The following is a 21,551-nucleotide window of genomic DNA, read 5'->3' as shown; positions in this document are numbered from 1 at the left end:
TCGCCGCGCTTTAAAGCGGCTTGCACGCCATACCCTGATCCGTACAGCCGGCGGTGCGCCCCGCACACGCTTGCATATCCGTGCCGTCCGCCGATCGCATGACGGCCGGCGCAATCGTGTGTTGCTGGATCTAGAACCCGTACCGCAGAAATCCGCCATCCACCGCGATGCATTCGCCGGTGATGTAGCTGGCCGCAGGCAGGCACAAAAAGCCCACGGCGGCGGCAACTTCCTCCGGTTCGCCGATGCGGCGCATCGGGGTGCGTTCGATCACCTGCTCGTAGTAGTCCGGATCCGACAACGGCCCGGAGGTGCGTCGGGTACGGATGTACCACGGCGCCACCGCGTTGACGCGGATGCCGTCTTCGGCCCATTCCACCGCCAGGTTGCGCGTCATCTGCTGCAATGCCGCCTTGGTCATGCCGTACGGCGCGCCGCTGCGCACATGGGTGATGCCCGAGACGCTGCCGACATTGACGATCGCCGAGGCGGCGTGTTGCGTCAGTAGCGGATGCGCATAGCGCGACAGCTCGAAGGCCGAAAATACATTGGTTTCGAAGATGCCGCGCCACTCGTCTTCGGTGTAATCGATCGCAGCGCGGGTGACGTTGCCGCCGGCGTTGTTGATCAGCAGATGCAGGCCATCGGCGTGGTCTTCCACCCAGTCCAGGATCGCGCGGCGTTCCTCATCGTCGGACACATCTGCGGCCAGTCCGTGCAGTTCGCGCTCGGGAAACTCCTCGGCAAGTTCATCGCGCGCCTGCGCCAGGGCATCGACATCGCGCGCCACCATCAGCAGGTCGGCGCCGAAGCCGAGCAGTTCGCGCGCGATGGCCAGGCCAATCCCGGCACTGGCGCCGGTGATGAGGGCGGTCTGTCCATCCAGCCGCCAACGGTGCGTTGTCACGTGGGTGATCCTCTTCAAGACGCAGGAAACGGCCGCTGCAACGCAGTTGACGCGCATGCGTGGCCCGGGCGTTAGGATACCGCTACCCCGAGCGAGGTCACGACGATGAAACTGCATTGGATGCTTGGAGCCAGCCTGGCGTTGTCGCTGGGCGCCTGCCAGCGGCCGCAGCCCGCGCCCACCGAACAGAAACCCGAACCGCAGGCCACCGCCTTGCGCGACCACATCCAGGAACCGCTGGATAAGGCGCACGCCGTGCAGACCGCGACCGATCAGGCCGCCGCAGATCAGCGCAAGGCGATCGACGCAGCTACCCAATGACAGGATGTCCGCTGTCTAGTACGCCCGCAGTCTGAAGCACACGCGTTTGTGTTGACGCGGCACAGACGCGTCGATGCGACTGTGCGTGCGCATGGATGCGCCTCTGCATGCACCGCCCTGGCTGTGACCAAACTCACCGCAAGCATGCGTGATGGCTGATGCCTGATGGTCGATCGCTTGAGCGCTCGACGATCGAATCATGCGTGCTGCCGTCTGCTTGCTTCGTTCGTTCGCAACACCGCATCATCCACCCACAGAAACGACAACGCCGGCACATGGCCGGCGTTGTCGATGCATCACCTGCGACGCAAGTGCGCTGGGTCAGAACCCGCAGAAGCAGTACGCCAGCGACTTGACCGGCGTGCCGCCAGCCTTGCCGTCTTGCACGGCGTCTTCGACGAAGCGCAGTTGCGTGTCCACGTCCGGCAACGAGCGCGCCAGCAGTGCGCGTGCCATGCCCGAGTCGCCCAGCATCCAGGCACCCATGCGGCTGCCGGCAAACCCGCTCATGAACTGCGAGAACGGCGTGGCCGGCTTCTCGACATAGCGCACGCGGAACTTGCCACGACTCAGCTTGGCGCGATCGGCCGCATCGGCCACCGCTTCGGGCATCCCGCCGAACGCATCCACCAACCCCCGCTCCTTGGCCTGCGCGCCGCTCCACACACGACCACGCGCCACCTTGTCGATCGCGTCCACCGGCTGGTGACGCGCCTGCGCCACCTTGCCGGTGAAGTCGGCGTAGCCCTTGTTGATCACCGCCTGGATGACCTGGCCGGCGGCCGGATCCAGCGGACGGGTGATGTCGAACGCACCGGCGAACCTGGTGGTGCCCACGCCGTCGGTGTGCACACCGATCTTGTCCAGCGCGCGGGTCAGATTCGGCACCATGCCGAAGATGCCGATGGAACCGCTGATGGTCGACGGGTCGGCGTAGATGCGATCGGCATTCATGCTGATCCAGTAACCGCCGGAAGCGGCCATATCGCCCATCGATACCACCACCGGCTTGCCGGCCTGTTTGAGCGCGACCACTTCACGGCGGATCTGCTCGGAGGCGAACACTTCGCCGCCGGGCGAATCCACGCGCAGCACCACCGCCTTCACTTTCTCGTCGTCACGCGCCTGGCGCAGCAACGCCGCCGTGGACTCGCCACCGATACGTCCGGCCGGCTGTTCGCCGCCGCTGATTTCGCCGGTCGCCACCACCACGGCCACCTGCGGGCGGCTGTCCATCGGCGAACCCTGGGCCTGCAACTGGCTCAGATAATCGTTGAAACCGATATTGCGGAAGCCGCTGTCGGCATCGCTGTCGGCCACGCCGCGCTTGACCAGCAACGCATCGACTTCTTCGCGGGTCTTGAGTCCGTCCACCAACTTCTGCTGCAGCGCGAACTTGGCAAGGTCGCCACCGGCGGCGGCCACACCTTCGGGCAGCGTGTCGATGCCGGCAGTCAGCTGCGCCGGGCTCAGCTTGCGCGCGGTGCCCACGTCAGCCACATAGCGTTGCCATACATCGTTCATCCAGAACAGATCCGCTTCCTTGGCATCGGCCGAGGCCGCGTCGAGGATGTACGGCTCGGCCGCGGACTTGTACTCGCCCACGCGGAACAGATGCACGTCCACGCCGAGCTTGTCCTGCAGGCCTTCGCGGAAGTACTGGCGATAGCGGCCAAGACCTTCCAGCAGCACGCTGCCCATCGGATCCAGATACACCTCGTTGGCCTGCGCAGCGAGCAGGTACTGCCCCTGGCTCATGTTCTCGCTGAAGGCCACGATCTGCTTGCCGGACGCACGCAACTTCTGCAGCGCCGCGGCCACTTCGCGCTGGGAGGCGAAACCGGACGGCTGGAACTTGTCCAGATTCAGCAGCACGCGCTCGATCTTGCGATCCTTGCCGGCCGCCTCGATCACCCGCAGCAGGTCGCGCAACTGCACTTCTTCGGCGTTCTTGTCGCCCACCGCCTTGGCCAGCGACCGACTCACCGGATCGGCGCTGAATTGTTCGACCAACGTGCCTTCCGGGTTGATCACCAGGGTGGTGCGCTCAGCCAGCGGCTTGGTGCCGTCGCCATGCGCAAGCGCCACCACGAACAACAGCAGCAACAAAAACAGGAAACCGAAGAACACCAGGTTGAAAATGAGGCGCCGGGTGAAATTCATCACATCCCACAGGCCGACGAAGAAGCTGGCGATGGGATTGCGACGCACGGGGTGGTTCATGGAAAACTCCGTCGAAAGACGCTGCATGCAGATCGATGGTGCCCAGCATACCGGCTACGCAGCGCGCGCGGCATGCGCTGGAAGTCAGGGGGTCGCGGTGGCGGTCAGCCGCCGGCTGGTCTGGCGGAAGCGCAGCCCCATCAGGATCGATGCCACCGTCAGGCCCAGGATCAGGCCAACCCACATGCCCTGCGGCCCCCAGCCCAGCCCCAGGCCGAGCCCGGCGCCGATCGGCATGCCCACGCCCCAATACGAAAACATCGCCAGGAACATCGGCACGCGGGTGTCCCTGAGCCCGCGCAGCGCGCCGGCCGAGAGCACCTGGATCCCATCGGGAAACTGGAACGTGGCGGCAAACAGCAGCAACACCGAGGCCAGCGCGGCCACGGCCACATCGTCGGTATAGACGCCGACGATGGCATCGTGGCCCAGCAGCAGCGCGCTGGCCGACAGCGCTTGAGTTCCCAGCACGATGGCATAGCCGGCCCAGGCCGCGCGCCGCATGCCCAGCGGGTCGCCGCGCCCCGCCGCATGGCCGACGCGCACAGTGGTGGTCTCGGCCACGCCCATCGGGATCATGAAACACAGCTGCGCGACGTTGATCGCAATCTGGTGCGCGGCCGCTTCGGTGGAGCCCAGCCGGCCGATCAACAACGCAGTGACGATGAACAACCCGCCTTCCATCAACACGGTGATGCCAATCGGAAGGCCCGTACGCAGCAAGTCGCCGATGGCGCGCCAGCGCGGCCCTTCCAGGTGGGTAAACAATTCCAGATGCGCAAACCGACGCGCGCGCCACAGGTACAGCGCAAACACGCTGGCCTGCACCCACATGGTGATGGCCGAGGCCATGCCCAGCCCCTGCGCGCCATGTTCGGCAAACCCGAACCGGCCATAGGTCAACGCATAACCCAGCGGCGCCAGCACCAGCAACCCGCCAAAGCCCAGCAGCATCGTCGGCAGCGTCCAGTGCATGCCCTCGCTGAGGTAGCGCATGCAGAAGTAGAAGGTCAATGCCGGCACGCCCCAGCGCACTGCGTGCAGAAAGTCGGTGGCGCCGGGCACGATGTCCGGGGCGATCCCGAAGGTCGGCAGCAGCGGCGGCACCACGCTCAGGAACGCGAACATCAGCGCGCTCAGCCCCAGCGATAACCACAGGGCCTGACGGAACAGCGGCCCGATCTCGCGCTCGCGGCCGGCGCCCATCAATTGCGAGACCGAGGCGGTCAATGAGATCAATGTGCCGATCGGCACCAACATCGGCAGCCACAGTAGCGAGGTGCCGATAGTGACCGCCGCCAAGGTGGCGGTGGCATGGTGGCCGGCGATGACGTTGTCGACGAACCCGATCAGGCCAGTGGACACGTGGCCGAGCACCAGCGGTAACGCAAGCAGGCCGGTGGTGCGCACCTCGGAGGCGAAGCCTGGCGTCGCGGACGGGGGGGCAGAAGAAACAGACATGGAAACCGATCGCTGCGCAGACTACGGCCGTGCCGGGAGGCGCTGGCACCGGGTCGCGTGGGCCCGCTATCTTACGCCCACTTTCCGGCTGCGGCTTTGTCGCGCACCTGGGTAGAGCCCGCTGCGCGCGCTGGCAAAAAACGCGAAGGCTGCTGCTACAGGTGCTACAGCGCCGGCGCGGGATAACGCTGCACGCGTGCGCCAACGCTGATCCTTCGGGATCACGTCTTCGGCAACGCGCCCTTCCCCCGACCCGCCAATCGGGCCTGGCTCAGGTCACTGCATTCGACCGCGCATCACCCCACGGACTGCGAAACTGTTCGACTGCATTGCACGGTGCGTTCTGCCACGCCTGCGGACAAAGCGCGCACAACCCGGTGCGCAGCGTCGCGCATGCGGTGGAAGAGGTGTTCGAGTCGTTCTGGCATCTGGATGGGCGCATCTTCCGCACCCTGCGCGATTTGCTGGTGCCCGGACGCCTGGCGCTGCGTTTCCTGAGCGGCCAACGCGTGCATTATGTGGCGCCGATTGCGGCTATTGCTGGTACTGCGCCTGTTGACCTCTGCGGCGCTACCGCCATTCGCCAACCTCTGGATCAACACGCAACTCAGCCACATCCGCGACAATATGCCGCGCCTGCGCAGCAATCCGCAGCTGCTCTACAGCGCGTTTTTCGCTGCGGTGCCGTCTGCGCTGCTGGTGCTGGTTCCGCTGTTTGCACTGCTGTTGGGGGTGTTCCATGTGCGCAGCGGGCAGGTGTATCTGGAACATCTGGTAGTGGCCCTGTATAGCCACGCATTCCTGTGCCTGAACCTGCTGACGCAACTGGTGTTGTCGCTGCTCAGCGATGCCTTGGCGCACGTTGCCAGCCCGATCACCTGGAGTATTGGACTTTCGGCCTGACGGTGTGGATGCCGGTGTATCTGCTCTGGATGCAGCGACGCGTGTACGCGCAGTCCTGGCTGGTCACCGTGCTCAAGTACATCGGCCTGAGCGGGGTGTATTTCGTGTTCGTGACGGTTGCCGCCGCGCTGTTGATGGTGGCGAGTCTGGCGCGTCTGTGATGCGGGAAGATGTGGGTGCGGCTGAGCGAAAACGGCAGCGTTGCAGTACAACGCATGGATGCTGGGCGCGTATGAGGTGCACGGATGGCGGCGCGGCGGGAAGCAGCCTGCTTGAGCTGATGTACCGCACGCCGCCTGCGCGCTCTGCGCGCCTACCGCGGCGAGACCGTGCCGCGACCGATCAGCGCGCCAGCTGCCGCTTCAACCACGCGCTGCGCGTGGCCGGCGCTTCGGCCAGGAAGGCATCGCGCAGGCCGTCGCGCTCCTGGGGCGGGGTCCGTTGTGCCAGCACCGCCAGTTGCTCCAGCTGGCCGGCATCCAGGCTGCGCAGCGCGGCCAGCATGGCGTCGCGCTGGGTGGGCGGCACGTAGCCGATCAGCGGCTGTAATTGCGCGTAGAACGCTCCCACCTGCGAGCCCAGGCGCCAGCCGTCGCGATGCAGGCGATCCATCGCGCCGAACTGCGTGCGCAACGCGCGTTGCTGATCGTCGGGCAAGGCTTGCAGCCGCTCGCGTGCCTGACGCAACACCACGCGGTCGGTGGCAGACAGCCCCTTCCAGGCGGCGTAGCGGGCGCGCAGCTCGGCCTGCTGCGCGGGCGTCATCGCCTCCCAGCGCGCGCGTTGCTGCGCGGCGCTCGGGGTGGTACTCGGCGCTGCCGCAACCGAGGGGGATGCGGCCGGCGTAGCGGCGGATTCTTCCAGCGGCCTCGGCAAGGTCTGCGCGCCGGCAACGCCGACAATCGCGCAGAGTAGCAGACCGCACCAGTCAGTTGGTTTCATCGTCGACCGTCTCCAAAGGGGCGGAAGGCTGCTCAGCCGCCGTGGCATGCGCACCGGACTCATCGACCGGCACCGGGTGGCCGGCGGCGTACCAGGCATAGAAATCCGCAGAGCGGGCCAGCTCCAGATCCGGGTCGGCCAGCATCGCCTGGTCGCGCGGGTCCAGGCCCGGCGTGGCCACTGCATCCGGCAGGTCGGCGGCGGGCAGCTCTTCTACCAAGACCGGCGCCGCGTCAGTCACGTGCAGCACGCCGGCCGGCGCCTGCGACACCGGTTCGGGCGGTAGCGCAGGCCGGCGGTGGGTCCACCACCAGCCCAGCACCGCCAACAGCAGGGCCACCACCAGCACGCCCAGCGCCATGCCTGCGTGGCGGCGCTCCAGCTGCGGCCACTGCCATTGCCGCCGGGGACGCGCGCGTGGGGCGGCCGGACGATGCGGCGCCGGTGCTGGCTCGGTCGGCGCGGCAGTCTGCAGCGACATCCCGGCCAGGGCCGAATCGCGTAACTGGCTGAGCCGGGTCAACTGGGCCGGGGTCAGGTCGCGCAGTTCCACTTGCGCCGCCTCGGCCAGGGCCCGCCAGGCCTGGGCGTCCGGAGTGCCGGTGGCATCGCGCGGACAGGCGCGCGCCAGCGATTGCCGGTAGTCCGCCGCCTCGACGCCCTGCACCTCGCTGGCCGCCTGCTCTTCCAAACCGGCCACGATGCGCAGCAGCAGTGCCAAGCGGCCGGCAGTCTGCATCCGGCCCAACGCAGCGAACGGGGGCAGCCAGGTGCCCGGCATCGGCTCGCGTCGCAGCGGCGGCGCGGTGGCCAGCAGGCTCCAGAAGCGCATCGGCCAACCCGCCATCGGCCGACCGGCCGCCTGGCTGCTGAAGGCGCGCAAGGCCGCTGCAAGGGCACGCTCGGCGGCGGCCACGTCGCCGCATTGCAATTGTGCGAGCACCAGACCCCGGCGTTCGACACCGCGCAGGAAGGCAGAGAGCGCGGCGGGGGTCACGGGGGCGTCGGGAACTACGGTCATGAGAACTCCAGCATCGGCCGGCATGATACCGACGCGATTGGCCCCCGCCGATGGCTTGACAGATCGGCCCGGCCCCGCTCCGCCTTCACGCCAGCCATGCGCGCCGCCGCGGTGGGTTGTGCACAGCGGCAGGCATACCGATACGCAGGCGTCTGTCAACTGTTGTTTTTTCTTTGTTGCAATCGTGTTTCACGCTTAAGTGATTGAAAATAATAGGCTTATTGATGTTGGCTAAAAAATGTCCAAGAGGTTGCAGAGGCTAGTGAATCCATCATCACAGCGTGGAGCACAACACTAATTCACAGCTTTATCCACAGGCGGTGTGGATAAACCCGTTTCCTTAACCCTCACATAGGTTTACGTCGGATTTATCACTTCCGTCACACAAATGCGGCTGCCGCGCTGGTCCCGCTTTGGCCGATTCGGAGCCGGCTGCCGGCCTCTGGACAGGGTCGGTAGACTGGTCGGATGTCCTCGACCGTCGCCACCTTGCGCGTCGCCTTGCCGGTGCCGCTGCCCCACTTGTTCGACTATCTGCCCCCGGCAGATGCGCCGCTGACCGACCCGGCGCGGGTCGGCTGCCGGGTGCGGGTGCCGTTCGGGCCACGCGAGCTGGTGGGGGTGGTGGTGGAGATCGGGCAATTGCCCGCGGCCGACGGCCTGCGCCCGGCGTTGGCCTGGTGCGACCAGGCGCCGCTGCTGGTCGATGAACTGGCCCGCTCGCTGCACTGGCTGGCCCGCTACACCCACGCGCCGCTCGGCGAAGCCCAGGCCAGCGCCCTACCCGGTCCCTTGCGCCGCGGCGAGCCATTGGCCGACACCCACGCCTGGGCCTGGCAGCTGACCGACGCCGGCCGCAGCAGGGCCGCCAGCCTGCGCGCGAACAGCCGCCCCGCCCTGTTGGCGGCCCTGCTGCTTGCCGGCGCAGTGGGTGAAGAGCAGTTGGAACAGCTGCTGCCGCAGTGGCGCGAGGCCGCACGCAGCCTGGCCAAGCGCGGCTACGCCGAACGCCTGGCGGTGCCGGCCGATACGATTTCGCCGCGCCCCGGCAGCGGTCCGCAACTCAACGACGAACAGCAGGCCGCCGCCGCCGCGATCCGCGCGCAGAGCGGCTTTGCCACCTATCTGCTCGATGGCGTCACCGGCAGCGGCAAGACCGAGGTCTACCTGCAGGCGATCGCCGATTGCCTGGCCGCCGGCAAGCAGGCGCTGGTGCTGGTGCCCGAGATCGGCCTGACGCCGCAGACATTAGGCCGCTTCCGCGCGCGCCTGGGCGTGCCGGTGCACGCGTTGCACTCTGGCCTGTCCGATGGCGAACGCGCACGGGTCTGGGCAGCGGCCTGGCGCGGCGAGGCCAAGCTGATCGTCGGCACCCGCTCGGCGGTATTCACCCCGTTGCCCAACGCCGGGCTGATCGTGATCGACGAAGAACACGACGGCAGCTACAAGCAACAGGACGGCATCCGCTATCACGCCCGCGATTTCGCGCTGGTGCGCGGCAAGGCGCTGGATGTGCCGGTGATCCTGGGCAGCGCCACCCCGTCGCTGGAAAGCCTGCACAACGCCGACGCCGGCCGCTACCGGCACCTACGCCTGTCGCAGCGTGCAGGCGACGCGCGCCCGCCGCGCGTGCGCGTGCTCGACGTGCGCAAGCGACCGCTCAAGGACGGCCTCTCGCCGGAGGTGCTGGCCGGGATCGGCGCCACCCTGGCACGTGGCGAGCAGGTGCTGGTGTTCAAGAACCGCCGCGGCTATGCACCCGTGCTGCTGTGCCACGACTGCGGCTGGACCGCGGCCTGCCAGCGCTGCAGCACACCGCTTCACCAAACCCCGATGACCGTGCACGCCGGCGGCCGTCGCCTGCAGTGCCACCACTGCGGCGCGCGCCAACCCGCGCCGTTGGCCTGCCCGGCCTGCGCCAGCCTGGCGCTGCAGCCGCAGGGCATCGGCACCGAGCGGCTGGAAGAGCGCCTGACCGAAGCCTTCCCGGACGTCCCGGTGGTGCGCATCGACCGCAGCACCACCCAGCGCCGCGACGCGCTGGAAACCCAGCTCGCCAGGCTCGGCAACGAGGCCGGCATCCTGGTCGGCACCCAGATCCTGGCCAAGGGCCACGATCTGCCGCGGCTGACCATGGTGGTGGTGGTCGGCATCGACGAAGGCCTGTTCTCGGCCGACTTCCGCGCCGCCGAAAAACTCTCCCAACAATTGATCCAGGTGGCAGGACGCGCCGGGCGCGCCGATCGCCTGGGCGAAGTCTGGCTGCAGACCCATCACCCCGAACACCCGTTGCTGCAGACCCTGGTCAATGGCGGCTACCACGCCTTTGCCGACGCCGAACTGCAGCAGCGCGAAGCGGCCGGATTCCCCCCGTTTGCGCACCTGGCCTTGTTCCGTGCCGAAGCCAAGGATGTGGCGGCCGCCAATCAGTTCCTGCTGGCAGTGCGAGGCTTGACCAACGCCGACACCGGCACGCAATCGCCGGCGTTTGCCGCCGTGGAATGCTACGGCCCGATGCCCGCGCCGATGCCGCGCCGCGCCGGGTTCCAGCGCACCCAGTTGCTGTTGTCGGCGCAGCAACGCTCGGCCTTGCATCGGCTGCTCGATGCGCAATTGCCGGCGATCTATGCGCTACCGCAAGCGCGTCGCGTGCGCTGGTCGCTGGATGTGGACCCGATCGATTTGTATTAGCGCAGGGCAACTGCAGCGCGATGATCGATGGGTGTTGCGTGTGTGCGCTGAATCGCTCTCGCTACAGGCCGACCGCTGACAGGTGCGTTAGCGACAACTGCAATGAGGGCGGTCCGATGGCCGCGATGCGCGCAGCCCGTCAACGCAACCGCCAGCCCATGCCACGCATGATGGTTCGATACGCGTAGCGGCTTCGAACGAACCCGTCTCGATCGCGATGGATAGCGCAGGTGATCCTTTCCATCCGTAAAAACAGCTTCCGACCAGCGATGCCACCCATCTGCGGGATGACGCGCGGCATCGTATCCATCGAGCACACGCGTGGATCTTCGCGATGCCGCTCAGGTCAGCGCCGTCATCACGGCGCGCTGGTACGCCGGCCGTGCGCGCAAGCGTTCGTACCACGCTTGCAGATGCGGCAACACGGGGCGCTCGATGGGCATTTCGAACCAGGCATAGATAAAGCTGCCCAGCGGAATATCGCCCGTCGCGAATCGCTCGCCGGACAGATACGGCTGTTGCGCCAATGCCGCATCGGCACGTGCAAGCAGCTCGCCGGACTGGGTCAACGCCGCAGCGATGCGTGCGTGATCGCGCGCGGCCGGCGCTGTGCGCACAACGCTCCAGAACAGGTCGCGAAACACACCGGCAAAGGTGGAGGTGGCCCAGTCCATCCAACGGTCGCCCAGCGCGCGCTCGGCTGGTGCGTGCGGATACAACGCCGGCGCATATTGCGCTGCCAGATAGCGCACGATCGCATTGGATTCCCACAGCACCAGCGCGCCATCCTGCAAGGTCGGCACCACGCCATTCGGATTCAATGCGCGATAGGCGGGCGTGTCGTTGCCACCGAAGGCACCGCCCACTTCGATCGAGGTATAGGCCACGCCGGCTTCTTCGGCGCACCACGCCACCTTGCGCACATTGCTGGAATTACGCCGCCCCCATAGCGTGATGCCGGCCGCCGATGCGGCGGGTAAACCTGTGTCCTGCGTCATGCTCAGCTCCCTGCCGCAGGTTTGGCCGACGCGCGCGGCGGGCGCTTGGCGGCCGCCGGTTGTGCCTTCGCAGGAGCGGGCTGCGCCGGTTGGGCGCGCCCACCGTTGGGCGAGTCGCGCACCCACAACGCCTGTTCGTCCTGCCTGATCTCGAACACGCCGATCGCGCGCACCAGGTCGCTGAGTTTGCGATAGCCGTAGTTGCGTGGATCGAACGAGGCCTGGTTGGCGACCTGTTTACCGACTGCACTCAGCAGTGCCCAGCCATCGTCCTCGCAGGCGCTGACGATCGCATTGCGCAACATCTGCATCAGACGCGTATCGCTGCGTAATGCAGTGGCATCCTTGCGGCCAACAGCGGTCTCGCTGGCGGCCGCGGCCTGCTCGCCAAGCGCTTCGACGTAGGTGAATTTCGAACACGCATTGACGAACGGCGCCGGCGTTTTCTTTTCGCCGAAGCCATAGACCTTCATGCCGTCGGTGAGCAGGCGCATCACCAGCGGGGTGAAATCGGCATCGCTGGAGACGATCGCAAACCCGTCCAGATTGCGCGCGTACAGCAGGTCCATCGCATCGATCACCATCGCCATGTCCGAGGCGTTCTTGCCGGAACTGTAGGCGAATTGCTGAATCGGCCGGATCGCGTATTCGTGCAACGCCGCTTCCCAACCTTTCAGGTGCGGGCTCTTCCAGTTGCCGTAAGCACGGCGCACGTTGGCCACGCCATAACGCGCCACTTCCGCCAGCACCACGTCGATCTTGCCGGAGGGCGCGTTGTCGGCGTCGATCAGCAATGCGATGCGTTTATCGGGATTGTCGATCATGCTCATTGCTCCAGAGACTCGGCAGATTCGGTCTTGATGTCGGTCTAGATGTGGGCGTCGGTTTCCACGTCACCCTCGTCGACATCCGCCTCGGCCGGCAAGGTGTACTCGGTGCCATCGCGCAGCGTGAGCACGCCCGTGCTCAGGATCTCGCGTTCGGCGCCGTCACTGATCCACGTGGCATGCACGCGCCCGGTGCCGCGATCGCCTTCCACATCGAAGACGAATTCGTCGCCACCCGGCGCCAGACTGGTGCGATACAGATCCACCCGCATCTCGCGGATCTGTCCGATATGTTCCTGCACCAGGGCATCGGCCTGCAGCGCGCTGCGCGCCTGATCGGCAAACAGCGACCAACCGAACGACATCAGCCAGATGAGTGCACCGAGCACCAGCATCCCGAACAGCACCACACAGGTCACAACGCCGATCAGCCCGGTCGCGACGCTGCTGAGTGGCTTTTTGACGACAGGTGCTGGCGTGGCCTGCGCCGCCGCAGCGGACGCTGCAGCTGGCGGCAGAGACGACAATGACGGCAACGGTGGCGGTAACGACGACATGCAGTGAACGGAAGCGGGAGATGCGACATGATGCCGCAGGTGGGCCGCGCTGACGCAGCGTGTTCATTGCCGATGCGGCATGCTGGCAAGTCAGCGTCGCAATCCATCGGACCTTACGATGACCTCTCCCCCGTCCCAAGCCCCACTGCATCTTGTTGTGGTCGGTGGCGGTTTCGCCGGCCTATGGGCGACCCGCGCGCTCGACGACCCCAACATCCGCATCACCCTGATCGACCGTCAGAACCATCACCTGTTCCAGCCGCTGCTGTACCAGGTCGCCACCGCCGGTCTGTCGGCGCCGGACATCGCCGCACCCCTGCGTCACATCCTGCGCGAGCAACGCAATGTCGAAGTGCAACTCGGCGACGTGGCCGAAATCGCGCCCGATCGCCGCGAAGTGGTCCTGGCCGATGGCAACACGCTCGGCTACGACATGCTGCTGCTGGCCACTGGCCCCACCCATGCCTATTTCGGCAACGACCAGTGGGCCGAGCACGCACCCGGCCTGAAGACGCTGTACGACGCGCTGGTACTACGGCGCAAGCTGCTGCTCGCCTTCGAGCGCGCCGAAGCCGAATCCGACCCTGCCGCACGCGCCGCCTGGCTGAGTTTTGCGGTGGTCGGCGGCGGCCCCACCGGTGTGGAACTGGCCGGCACCCTGGCCGAGATCGCCCGCCACACGCTCAAGAACGAGTTCCGCCATATCGACCCGCAACAGGCGCGGGTGCGACTGGTCGAAGCCGGCCCACGCGTGCTGCCGTCCTTTCCGGAAGATCTCACCGACAAGGCGCGCAAACAGCTGGAACGCCTGGGTGTGGAAGTGCACACCGGCACGCCGGTCACGCATATCGATGCGCTGGGCTACCAGCTCGGCAACACCTTCGTGCCGGCGCGCACGGTGGTATGGGCCGCCGGCGTGGCCGCCTCGCCACTGGCGCGCACGCTGGGCGTGCCGCTGGACCGCGCCGGCCGCGTGCTGGTGGAGCCGGACCTGAGCGTGCCAGGCCACCCGGAGATCTTCGTCGGCGGCGATCTGGCCTCGGTGCAGCAGGACGGCCGCCCGGTGCCGGGCGTGGCGCCGGCCGCCAAGCAGATGGGCAAGCACATCGCCAGGGCGATCCGTGCGCGCCATCGCGGCCAGGCCACGCCGGCCTTCCGGTACCAGGACTACGGCAACCTCGCCACCATCGGCCGCATGGCCGCCATCGTGCACGTGGGCAAGCTCAAGCTGTCCGGCATCGTGGCCTGGTGGTTCTGGCTGGCCGCGCACGTCTACTTCCTGATCGGCTTCCGCAACCGCTTCGTGGTGCTGGTGAACTGGGCGATGGCGTACTGGAGCTACCAGCGCGCCGCGCGCATCATCTTCGGTGGCGCCACCGACGACCCGCCGCCCAACAGCAAGGACGGATGACAGCGCCACGGGCCGTGCGCGATGCTGTGCGGCCTGGTTCGATGGCCTGACCGTGGCAACTGTCCTGTTCCTGCTGGATCTGCTCGGTACCTTCGTGTTCGCCCTGAGCGGCGCGACCCTGGCGGTGCGCAACCGCCTGGACCTGTTCGGCGTGCTGGTGCTCTCGTGCGCGGCTGCGGTGTCCGGCGGCATCGTGCGTGATGTATTGATCGGCGCCACCCCGCCGGCCGCGCTGGTACACCCGCAGTATCTGCTCACCGCCTGCCCGGCCGGCGTCGCCGGTTTCTACTGGCACTCCGCAGTGGAACGCCTGCGCAACCCGGTGCAGATTTTCGACGCGGCGGGACTGGCGCTGTTTGCGGTCTATGGCACCAGCAAGGCGCTGGACTACCACCTCAGCCCGCTCAGCGCGACCTTGCTGGGCATGCTCAGCGGCATCGGCGGCGGCATCGCGCGCGACCTGCTGGTCGCACGCACGCCGGTGGTGTTGCAGGCGGAGTTATATGCGGTGGCCGCGCTGGCCGGTGGCGGGCTGGTCGCAATCGGGCACTTGTTGGAGGTGCCGCAAGCCTGGTCGCTGGCAACCGGCGCCGGGGTCTGTTTCGGCCTGCGCTTCATGGCCATCCACTACGGTTGGCATCTACCGGTGGCGCGCCTGCCGGAATAGTCAGGCGGTCGTGGTGCGGGCGATCAAGCACGACTAACCGATATGCGTGACCACCAGCCGGGCGTAGCCCGCGCCGGATATCGGCAGGTCGTCTGCTCGGGTGACGAGTGCAACATCACACTGACTGACGACTGTTCGCTGCGCGTAGCCGCCGCTTGAAGAACGGGAAACGCTCGCGATTGCGCTATGTACCCGCTGCCATGCATTCCACTTGCAATCCATGTGCGCTACCCACGCGCTTTGATGTATTCCACCGGCAATCCAAGTCGGCACGACGCGATCCTTTCCTCCGTGCAGTCAAGCGCGCACACCGCAGTACGGCAGAACGGCGGCAAACCAACCACGCGACTTCGTACTCAACGCATTACCGATGCCGCACATGCAAACGGCCCGGAAAACCGGGCCGTTTGCGTAGCAGCGATCGCGTGATCGAACAGATCAGGCGACGAACAGCGCCTTCATCTTCTTCAGCGCATTCGCCTCGATCTGGCGGATACGCTCGGCCGACACGCCGTATTCGTCGGCCAGCTCCTGCAGCGTCACCTTGGAATCCGAGTCCAGCCAGCGGCGCTTGACGATGTCGCGTGAGCGCGCATCCAGACCCGCCATGCCTTCGCGCAGCAACTGCAGCTGGTTGTCTTCGCTGTCGTGACGCTCGTACGCCTGCGAGGGATCTTCCTCGTTGGCGACCAGGTAGCTCACCGGCGACGGCGGGCCACGCTCGTCGTCTTCGTCCGAGGAGGCATCGAAGCCGATATCGCGACCGGACAGACGCGACTCCATCTCCATCACTTCGCGCTCGGAGACGTTCAAGTCCTTGGCGACCGCAGTCACTTCCGACGCATTGAGCCAGCCCAGACGGGTCTTGGACTTGCGCAGGTTGAAGAACAGCTTGCGCTGCGCCTTGGTCGTGGCCACCTTGACGATGCGCCAGTTCTTCAGGATGAACTCGTGCATTTCGGCACGGATCCAGTGCACAGCGAAGCTGACCAGGCGCACGCCCATGTCCGGGTCGAAGCGCTTGACCGCCTTCATCAGGCCGATGTTGCCTTCCTGGATCAGGTCGCCCAGCGGCAGGCCGTAGCCGTTGTAACCGCGGGCCACGTGCACCACGAAACGCAGGTGGGAATGGACCAGTTCGCGCGCGGCATCGAGATCCAGCTCGTCGCGGAAGCGGCGGGCCAGATTCTGCTCCTCATCGACCGACAGCACCGGAATCTGGTGCACGGCACCGATGTAGGCGTCCAGCGAACCGAGCGCACTGGGAATCGGGAGATTGTTTGCCACAAGGGCAGTCGAAGTAGTCTGGTTCATAGGCACCATCTTAGCAGTCGAACTATTGGACTGCCGGGTATAGAAAGAGTTCCCAGCATTCCATTTATAGAACATTCGGGCTTTCGATACCGACGCTGTTCTATAGCTCGGCACCCCGAATTCGCTGATCACGCTACCACCAAGACCTTCTGCAAACCGTGACAAATTCGGTTGCGAAACGTGCCCCCCGCCGCGCTGTTCAGGCGCCGGCGAAGGTGGCGTCCAGCGTGCTGCGCGGCGGTAGCGACCAGTCGATCGGACTGATCCCGCGACGTTGCAGATGCGCGTTGGTCTTGGAAAAATGCTGGCAGCCCAGGAAGCCGCGATGCGCCGACAACGGCGAGGGATGTGGCGCCTTGAACACGCGGTGGCGCGCCTGGTCGATGACCTTGCCCTTGGACTGCGCGTAACTGCCCCAGAGCAGGAATACCAACCCTTCGCGCTCGCGGTTGAGGGTTTCCACCACATGATCGGTGAAGCCTTCCCAGCCCTTGTTCTGGTGCGCGCCGGCACGGCCCTGCTCCACCGTCAGCACCGCATTGAGCAGCAGTACGCCCTGGCGCGCCCATGGCATCAGATAGCCATGATCCGGCCGCGCGATGCCCAGATCGTCCTGGATCTCTTTGTAGATATTGAGCAGCGACGGCGGCACCGGCACGCCTGGCAGCACCGAAAAGCACAGCCCATGCGCCTGGCCTTCGCCGTGGTACGGGTCCTGGCCCAGGATCACCACCTTGACCTGCTCGAACGGGGTGGCGTCGAAAGCGGCAAAGATCTGCGGACCGGGCGGGAACACCCGCGCGCCGGCCGCTTTGCGTTGGCGCAGGAATGCCGACAGCTCCTGCATCTCCGGGCGTCGCAGCCAGTCGCCCACTTTGGCCTTCCACGACGGTTCCAGCTGGATGCGTCCTTCTACTTCAGTCATAGCGTGACAGCCTGATCCTCCAGACGTGCCAGGCGCAGCTGGAACAACACCTTGGTCACCAGCAAGCGCTCCTCGATCGGTTTTTGCACCAGATCGTTGGCGCCAGCGCGCAGCAATTCGGATTGATTGCGCGGGTTGGTGTCGCCGGTCATCACCAGCACCGGCAGACGGCGCTTGCCGTAGGCGAAATCGATGCGGATGCGCTCGACCACGTCGCGACCGTTGAGCTCGCCCTTGAGAGTCACGTCGGTCAGCACCACATCAATGCGACGCTCGGTGCGACCCAGGGATTCGGCAGTAAGCAGCGCAAAGGCATCTTCGGCGGTGAGCACGTGCACCACCTTCAGGCTCTGGCGCTCGAGCATGCGCTTGGTCGCCTCGGCCACCACGCGGCTGTCTTCGATGTAGAGCACGGTCGCACCCACCACCGGCTCGGGCTGCACGTAGCCGCGGATGAAGGTGGCCAGGGCTTCATGGCCCAGCGCCTTGTCGAAGTAGTCGGTGACGTATTCGGTGAAGCGGCGCTCCACCAGATGTTGCTGCGCATCGCCGGAGACCACGATCACCGGCACATAGGCCTGGCCGGCAGTCTCGCGCACGCTGCGTGCCAGGGTCAGGCCGTCGCCATCGTGCAGCGATAGCGAGGTGGTCACCAGATCCACCGCGCCAGCTTCCAGCACCTCACGCGCTTCGGCAATGCTGGAACAGCCGATCACCTGCACATTGGGCAGGTCGCGCTTGAGCACGTCGGCAATCAGCTTGCGCACCAGCTTCGAACCATCGACGACCATTACGCGCGGTGCGTCGCTGATCAGGTGTTTGAGATCTGGTGGATGCATGGCAGGCCTCAGGTCTCGGTGGGACGGGTCTGGCGGAGGAAATGGCCGGTCACCAGCCAGGCGCCCAACCAACCCAGCACCAGCGTGCCGACCAGCACCATCGCAGAATGCAACAGATCCAACCCATGCAGGGTAAAAGAACTGCCGTAACTGTCGGCCAATGTCGCCAACGGCGCACGCAACGCCAGCCCCGAGGCGGCGATCAAAGCGAGCGCGACGGCGCCAGCGCCGAGCCCGTACCACGCGCCCAGGTACAGGAACGGGCGGCGGATGAAGCCATCGCTGGCGCCAAGCAATTGCAACACCCCGATCTCTTCGCGCCGCGACTGGATGTCCAGCCGCACCGTATTGCCGACCACCAGCACCGCACCGATACCGAGCAGCGCCGACAGCACCTGCACCAACCGCTCGCCGAAGTGCAGCCAGCCATCCAGACGCTTGCGCCACAGCGCATCGTGCTGCACCTGATCGGCCTGCGGCAGCGCCTGCAGCGCGCTGGCCAGTTGCGCATCGTCGGCCGCATTGGCGGGGGTGACGATCAGCAAGGTGGGCAGTGGGTTGTCGCCCAGCGCATCGGCGGCTTCGTCGAGCTTGGCGCTCTCGCGCAGCTCGGCCAATCCCTGCTCGGGCGTGCGCAACGTGACCTTGGCGACATCCAGGCGCGCACGCAGCTCGCCGGCCAGCGCCTGCGCTGCATCGGCGGCCAGGTCGACCTTCAGGAACAGATTGATCTCGCGCGACTGCTGCACGCTGCCGGCCAGCAGCTTGACGTTGTCCAACGCGATCGACAGCCCCAGCGGCAGTGCCAGCGCCAGCGCCATCACCACGATCGTCAGCAACGTCGCCCACGGCTTGCGCATCGCACGGCCCAGGCTGAAGGCGATGCTGTGCAGATGATGGTCGATCCACACGCCGAACCGCGAGGGCGCGACGGTTTCGGTATTGGCGGGCTTGCTCATTCGGCCAGATCCTGCGGCGAGATGTCGTCGACCAGGCGGCCGTGATCCAGGATCAGCACGCGCTTGCGCATCTGCTTGAGCAGCGCCAGGTCATGGCTGACCACCAGCACGCTGGTGCCGCGCGCGGGCAACTCGGCAAACAACTGCATGATTTCGGCGGCCAGTGCGGGGTCGAGATTGCCGGTGGGCTCATCGGCCACCAGCAGGCGCGGTTCGCCGACGATGGCGCGCGCAATCCCCACGCGTTGTTGTTCGCCCGCCGACAACTGCGACGGCAGGGCTTTCTCGCGATGGGCCAGACCGATGCGTTCCAGCGCCGAGCGCACGCGCTTGCCGATCTCGGTGCGGCGGGTGCCGCGCAGGATCAACGGCAATGCCACGTTCTCGGCAATGCTGCGGTCGTTGAGCAGGCGATGGTCCTGATAGACCGCGCCCACCTGACGGCGATGCAGCGGAATCTGCCGGCCACGCACCTTGAGCAGGTTGCGTTCGCCCAGCAGCACCGCGCCCTGGCTGGGACGCTCGCTGAGGTGAATCAATTTGAGCAAGGTACTTTTGCCGGCGCCGGAGTGGCCGGTCACGAACAGCATCTCGCCATCGGCCACTTCGAAGCTGACATCGGTCAGCGCCTGGTGGCCCCCGGCGTAGTGCTTGCTGACGTTGTCGAAACGCAGAACGGTCATCCAGCGATTATGCCGGAGCGCCAGCGCTTGCGTCGCATCGCCGATGCGCGGCGATGCGATCAGTACCGCAAACGGTCAGTTGCCGGAGACCAGCGAACGCAGACGGCGGCCGATCCGGCTCAGCAACGACGGGCTGCCGCCCGGCTTGGCGGCGGCACGCACCGGCTTGGCGACCACCTGGGTGGGCTTGCGCGGTGCGGCAGGCGCGGCGACCGGTGTGGAGGCCACCGTCGGCTCGGCACCGTCGACCGGACGACCGTTGCGACGCCGCCGGCGCTTGCGCGGTGCGCGCTCGGCATCGGCCATGTCCGCAGAAGGCGCCTCTGCCGCTGCTGCTGCAACCACCGGATTTTGGGTCGGCGCCGCAGTTGCGGGCACTTCGCCTTCCACCCGCGGCTTGCGGCGCGGACGCGGCTTACCGTCGGCACCGGCGCTGGCGCCATCGCGGCGACCGCCACCACTGCCGCTGCGCGCTGCGCCACCCGGGCCGCTGCGACCACCGCCACGACGCTGTTCTTCGGCAGCACGCTGTTCGCGCGCTTCGCGGAAGATCGTGCCCACACTGTCGCCAGCATCGTCGTCGACCTCTTCGCCTTCCACCGGCACGCGTGCCGCACGCGGCAGCGGCGTCAGCAGTTCGGAGGTCACCGGCTCGACCGGAATCTTCTGCTCGATGTAGGCCTCGATGTCCGGCAGGCTCATCGCATAGCGCTCGCAGGCGAAGCTGATCGCATCGCCTTCTTCGCCCAGACGCGCGGTGCGGCCGATGCGGTGCACGTAGTCTTCGGCGTCGAACGGCAGGTCGTAGTTGTAGACGTACTTGACCCCGTCGATGTGCAGACCGCGCGCGGCCACGTCGGTGGCGACGAGGATTTCGAGCTGGCCTTTCTGGAAGCGGTTGAGCAGCGACTCGCGCTTCTTCTGCGGCACGTCGCCCGACAGTACGCCGACCCGGTAGCCATGCCGCTCCAGCGTGCGCGCCACGCGCTCGACGAACGCCTTGGTGTTGACGAACACCATCGTGCGCGCGCCTTCGCTACGCGACAACAAACCCAACAGCAGCGTCTGCTTCTCTTCGTCGGACGGGAAATAGATGCGCTGGCGAACCCGCGCGGCGGTGATGGTCTCGGTTTCCACGACGAGCTTTTCCGGCTCGTTCATATGCTCGTAGGCCAACTCCAGCACACGGTGGCTGAGCGTGGCCGAGAACAGCAAGGTCTGCCGGGTACCGCGCTCGGGCATGCGCCGCAGCAGGAAGCGGATGTCCTTGATGAAGCCCAGGTCGAACATGCGGTCGGCTTCGTCCAGCACGCAGATCTCGCAGGCGTGCAGCGACACCACCTTGTGCTGCTTGACGTAATCGATCAGCCGGCCCGGGGTGGCGATGATCACGTCCACGCCCTGCTGCAGCAGTTCGCGCTGCTTGTCGTAGTCCACCCCGCCATAGACCAGCGCAAAGCGCAGGCCCAGCTCGGCGCCGAACTTCACTGCGTCCTTATGGATCTGGATCGCCAGCTCGCGGGTCGGCGCCAAGATCAGCGCGCGCGGGTCTTCCGGCTTGCGGTCGGCCAGCGCCGGGCGGATCAGCAGGCGGTTCATCACCGCCACCAGGAACGCCAGGGTCTTGCCGGTACCTGTCTGGGCCTGGCCGGCGACATCGCCGCCCGGCAGCGCGACCGGCAAGGTCAGCGCCTGGATCGGGGTACAACGGGTAAACCCGGCGCTCTCCAGGCCGGCGACCAACGCCGGATGCAGGTCGAACGAGGAAAAGGTCAAATCGGTTAGCGGTTTGTCGCTCATTATTCCGTCTTCGTGAGGCGCCCTGGGCAGCCCGGGCGCGGCTTGCATCGATGCCGACAGCGTCGCAAACTGCGGCTCTTGTGGCGGACAGCGCGGCTTCAG

General features: G+C 66.5%; 18 protein-coding genes and 1 pseudogene. 5 read left to right on the top strand and 14 right to left on the bottom strand.

What is annotated here, in order from left to right; translation table 11 throughout:
* Positions 1-130: 130 nt before the first annotated feature.
* Positions 131-907, bottom strand: a complete 777-nt coding sequence (locus XBLMG947_RS11595; protein WP_065468806.1) for an SDR family oxidoreductase — start codon at positions 905-907, stop codon at positions 131-133.
* Positions 908-1,012: 105 nt separating this feature from the next.
* Here XBLMG947_RS11595 and XBLMG947_RS11590 point away from each other — a divergent pair, with 105 nt between their 5' ends.
* A complete protein-coding gene (locus XBLMG947_RS11590) occupies positions 1,013-1,228 on the top strand; it encodes a hypothetical protein (protein ID WP_065468804.1) in 216 nt (71 codons plus the stop codon).
* A gap of 321 nt (positions 1,229-1,549) precedes the next feature.
* Here the strand turns inward: XBLMG947_RS11590 and sppA are convergent, their stop codons facing one another.
* Positions 1,550-3,451, bottom strand: coding sequence for a signal peptide peptidase SppA (gene sppA / locus XBLMG947_RS11585; RefSeq protein ID WP_065468802.1), 1,902 nt, complete (start codon positions 3,449-3,451; stop codon positions 1,550-1,552).
* 84 nt (positions 3,452-3,535) lie between these two features.
* A complete protein-coding gene (locus tag XBLMG947_RS11580; RefSeq protein ID WP_065468800.1) occupies positions 3,536-4,912 on the bottom strand; it encodes an MATE family efflux transporter in 1,377 nt (458 codons plus the stop codon).
* A 188-nt stretch (positions 4,913-5,100) separates the two neighbouring features.
* Between XBLMG947_RS11580 and XBLMG947_RS11575 the strand changes: the two are divergent.
* A pseudogene (locus tag XBLMG947_RS11575) lies at positions 5,101-5,976 on the top strand (DUF3667 domain-containing protein).
* Between the two features lie 181 nt (positions 5,977-6,157).
* On the opposite strand, the gene XBLMG947_RS11570 reads toward XBLMG947_RS11575, so the two are convergent.
* Both XBLMG947_RS11570 and XBLMG947_RS11565 read right to left on the bottom strand, forming a co-directional pair.
* On the bottom strand, positions 6,158-6,757 hold the full coding sequence (locus tag XBLMG947_RS11570; RefSeq protein ID WP_065468798.1) for a DUF3106 domain-containing protein: 600 nt from the start codon (positions 6,755-6,757) through the stop codon (positions 6,158-6,160).
* Positions 6,744-7,778: a hypothetical protein gene (locus XBLMG947_RS11565; RefSeq protein ID WP_065468796.1), complete on the bottom strand. Its 1,035-nt coding sequence runs from the start codon at positions 7,776-7,778 to the stop codon at positions 6,744-6,746. Before XBLMG947_RS11565 ends, XBLMG947_RS11570 begins: the two co-directional genes overlap by 14 nt.
* Positions 7,779-8,246: 468 nt before the next feature.
* Here XBLMG947_RS11565 and XBLMG947_RS11560 point away from each other — a divergent pair, with 468 nt between their 5' ends.
* On the top strand, positions 8,247-10,469 hold the full coding sequence (locus XBLMG947_RS11560; RefSeq protein ID WP_065468794.1) for a primosomal protein N': 2,223 nt from the start codon (positions 8,247-8,249) through the stop codon (positions 10,467-10,469).
* A 341-nt stretch (positions 10,470-10,810) separates the two neighbouring features.
* Here the strand turns inward: XBLMG947_RS11560 and XBLMG947_RS11555 are convergent, their stop codons facing one another.
* From XBLMG947_RS11555 to XBLMG947_RS11545, 3 genes are read right to left on the bottom strand one after another with little or no spacing between them, the layout of a single operon-like run.
* Positions 10,811-11,467 (bottom strand): glutathione S-transferase family protein, encoded by a 657-nt coding sequence (locus XBLMG947_RS11555; RefSeq protein WP_065468792.1) that lies wholly within the window; start codon positions 11,465-11,467, stop codon positions 10,811-10,813.
* A gap of 2 nt (positions 11,468-11,469) precedes the next feature.
* The gene (locus XBLMG947_RS11550; RefSeq protein ID WP_065468790.1) at positions 11,470-12,297 is read right to left on the bottom strand and encodes an NYN domain-containing protein; all 828 of its coding nucleotides are present in this window, start codon (positions 12,295-12,297) and stop codon (positions 11,470-11,472) included.
* A gap of 38 nt (positions 12,298-12,335) precedes the next feature.
* Complete coding sequence (locus XBLMG947_RS11545) at positions 12,336-12,851, bottom strand: hypothetical protein (protein WP_065468788.1); 516 nt, start codon at positions 12,849-12,851, stop codon at positions 12,336-12,338.
* A gap of 118 nt (positions 12,852-12,969) precedes the next feature.
* Between XBLMG947_RS11545 and XBLMG947_RS11540 the strand changes: the two genes are divergently transcribed.
* Both XBLMG947_RS11540 and XBLMG947_RS11535 read left to right on the top strand, forming a co-directional pair.
* Positions 12,970-14,262, top strand: coding sequence for an NAD(P)/FAD-dependent oxidoreductase (locus tag XBLMG947_RS11540; protein WP_065468786.1), 1,293 nt, complete (start codon positions 12,970-12,972; stop codon positions 14,260-14,262).
* A gap of 52 nt (positions 14,263-14,314) precedes the next feature.
* Positions 14,315-14,929, top strand: a complete 615-nt coding sequence (locus XBLMG947_RS11535; RefSeq protein ID WP_065468784.1) for a trimeric intracellular cation channel family protein — start codon at positions 14,315-14,317, stop codon at positions 14,927-14,929.
* Between the two features lie 438 nt (positions 14,930-15,367).
* Here the strand turns inward: XBLMG947_RS11535 and rpoH are convergent, their stop codons facing one another.
* The 6 genes from rpoH to rhlB form a co-directional block, all read right to left on the bottom strand.
* Positions 15,368-16,243: an RNA polymerase sigma factor RpoH gene (gene rpoH / locus XBLMG947_RS11530; protein WP_065468782.1), complete on the bottom strand. Its 876-nt coding sequence runs from the start codon at positions 16,241-16,243 to the stop codon at positions 15,368-15,370.
* 199 nt (positions 16,244-16,442) lie between these two features.
* On the bottom strand, positions 16,443-17,168 hold the full coding sequence (gene ung / locus XBLMG947_RS11525; RefSeq protein WP_065468780.1) for a uracil-DNA glycosylase: 726 nt from the start codon (positions 17,166-17,168) through the stop codon (positions 16,443-16,445).
* A complete protein-coding gene (locus XBLMG947_RS11520; protein WP_065468779.1) occupies positions 17,165-18,007 on the bottom strand; it encodes a response regulator in 843 nt (280 codons plus the stop codon). The genes ung and XBLMG947_RS11520 overlap by 4 nt, the downstream gene beginning before the upstream one ends.
* Positions 18,008-18,015: 8 nt before the next feature.
* Positions 18,016-18,966, bottom strand: a complete 951-nt coding sequence (ftsX, locus tag XBLMG947_RS11515) for a permease-like cell division protein FtsX (protein WP_065468778.1) — start codon at positions 18,964-18,966, stop codon at positions 18,016-18,018.
* Complete coding sequence (gene ftsE / locus XBLMG947_RS11510) at positions 18,963-19,649, bottom strand: cell division ATP-binding protein FtsE (protein WP_065468776.1); 687 nt, start codon at positions 19,647-19,649, stop codon at positions 18,963-18,965. Before ftsE ends, ftsX begins: the two co-directional genes overlap by 4 nt.
* A gap of 75 nt (positions 19,650-19,724) precedes the next feature.
* A complete protein-coding gene (gene rhlB, locus XBLMG947_RS11505; RefSeq protein WP_065468774.1) occupies positions 19,725-21,449 on the bottom strand; it encodes an ATP-dependent RNA helicase RhlB in 1,725 nt (574 codons plus the stop codon).
* Positions 21,450-21,551 lie beyond the last annotated feature (102 nt).

The sequence above is a fragment of the Xanthomonas bromi genome (assembly GCF_900092025.1).
Lineage (GTDB): Bacteria > Pseudomonadota > Gammaproteobacteria > Xanthomonadales > Xanthomonadaceae > Xanthomonas > Xanthomonas bromi.
Note: the sequence above shows the minus strand (reverse complement) of the source record. Positions and strands in the feature narration are given on the sequence as shown.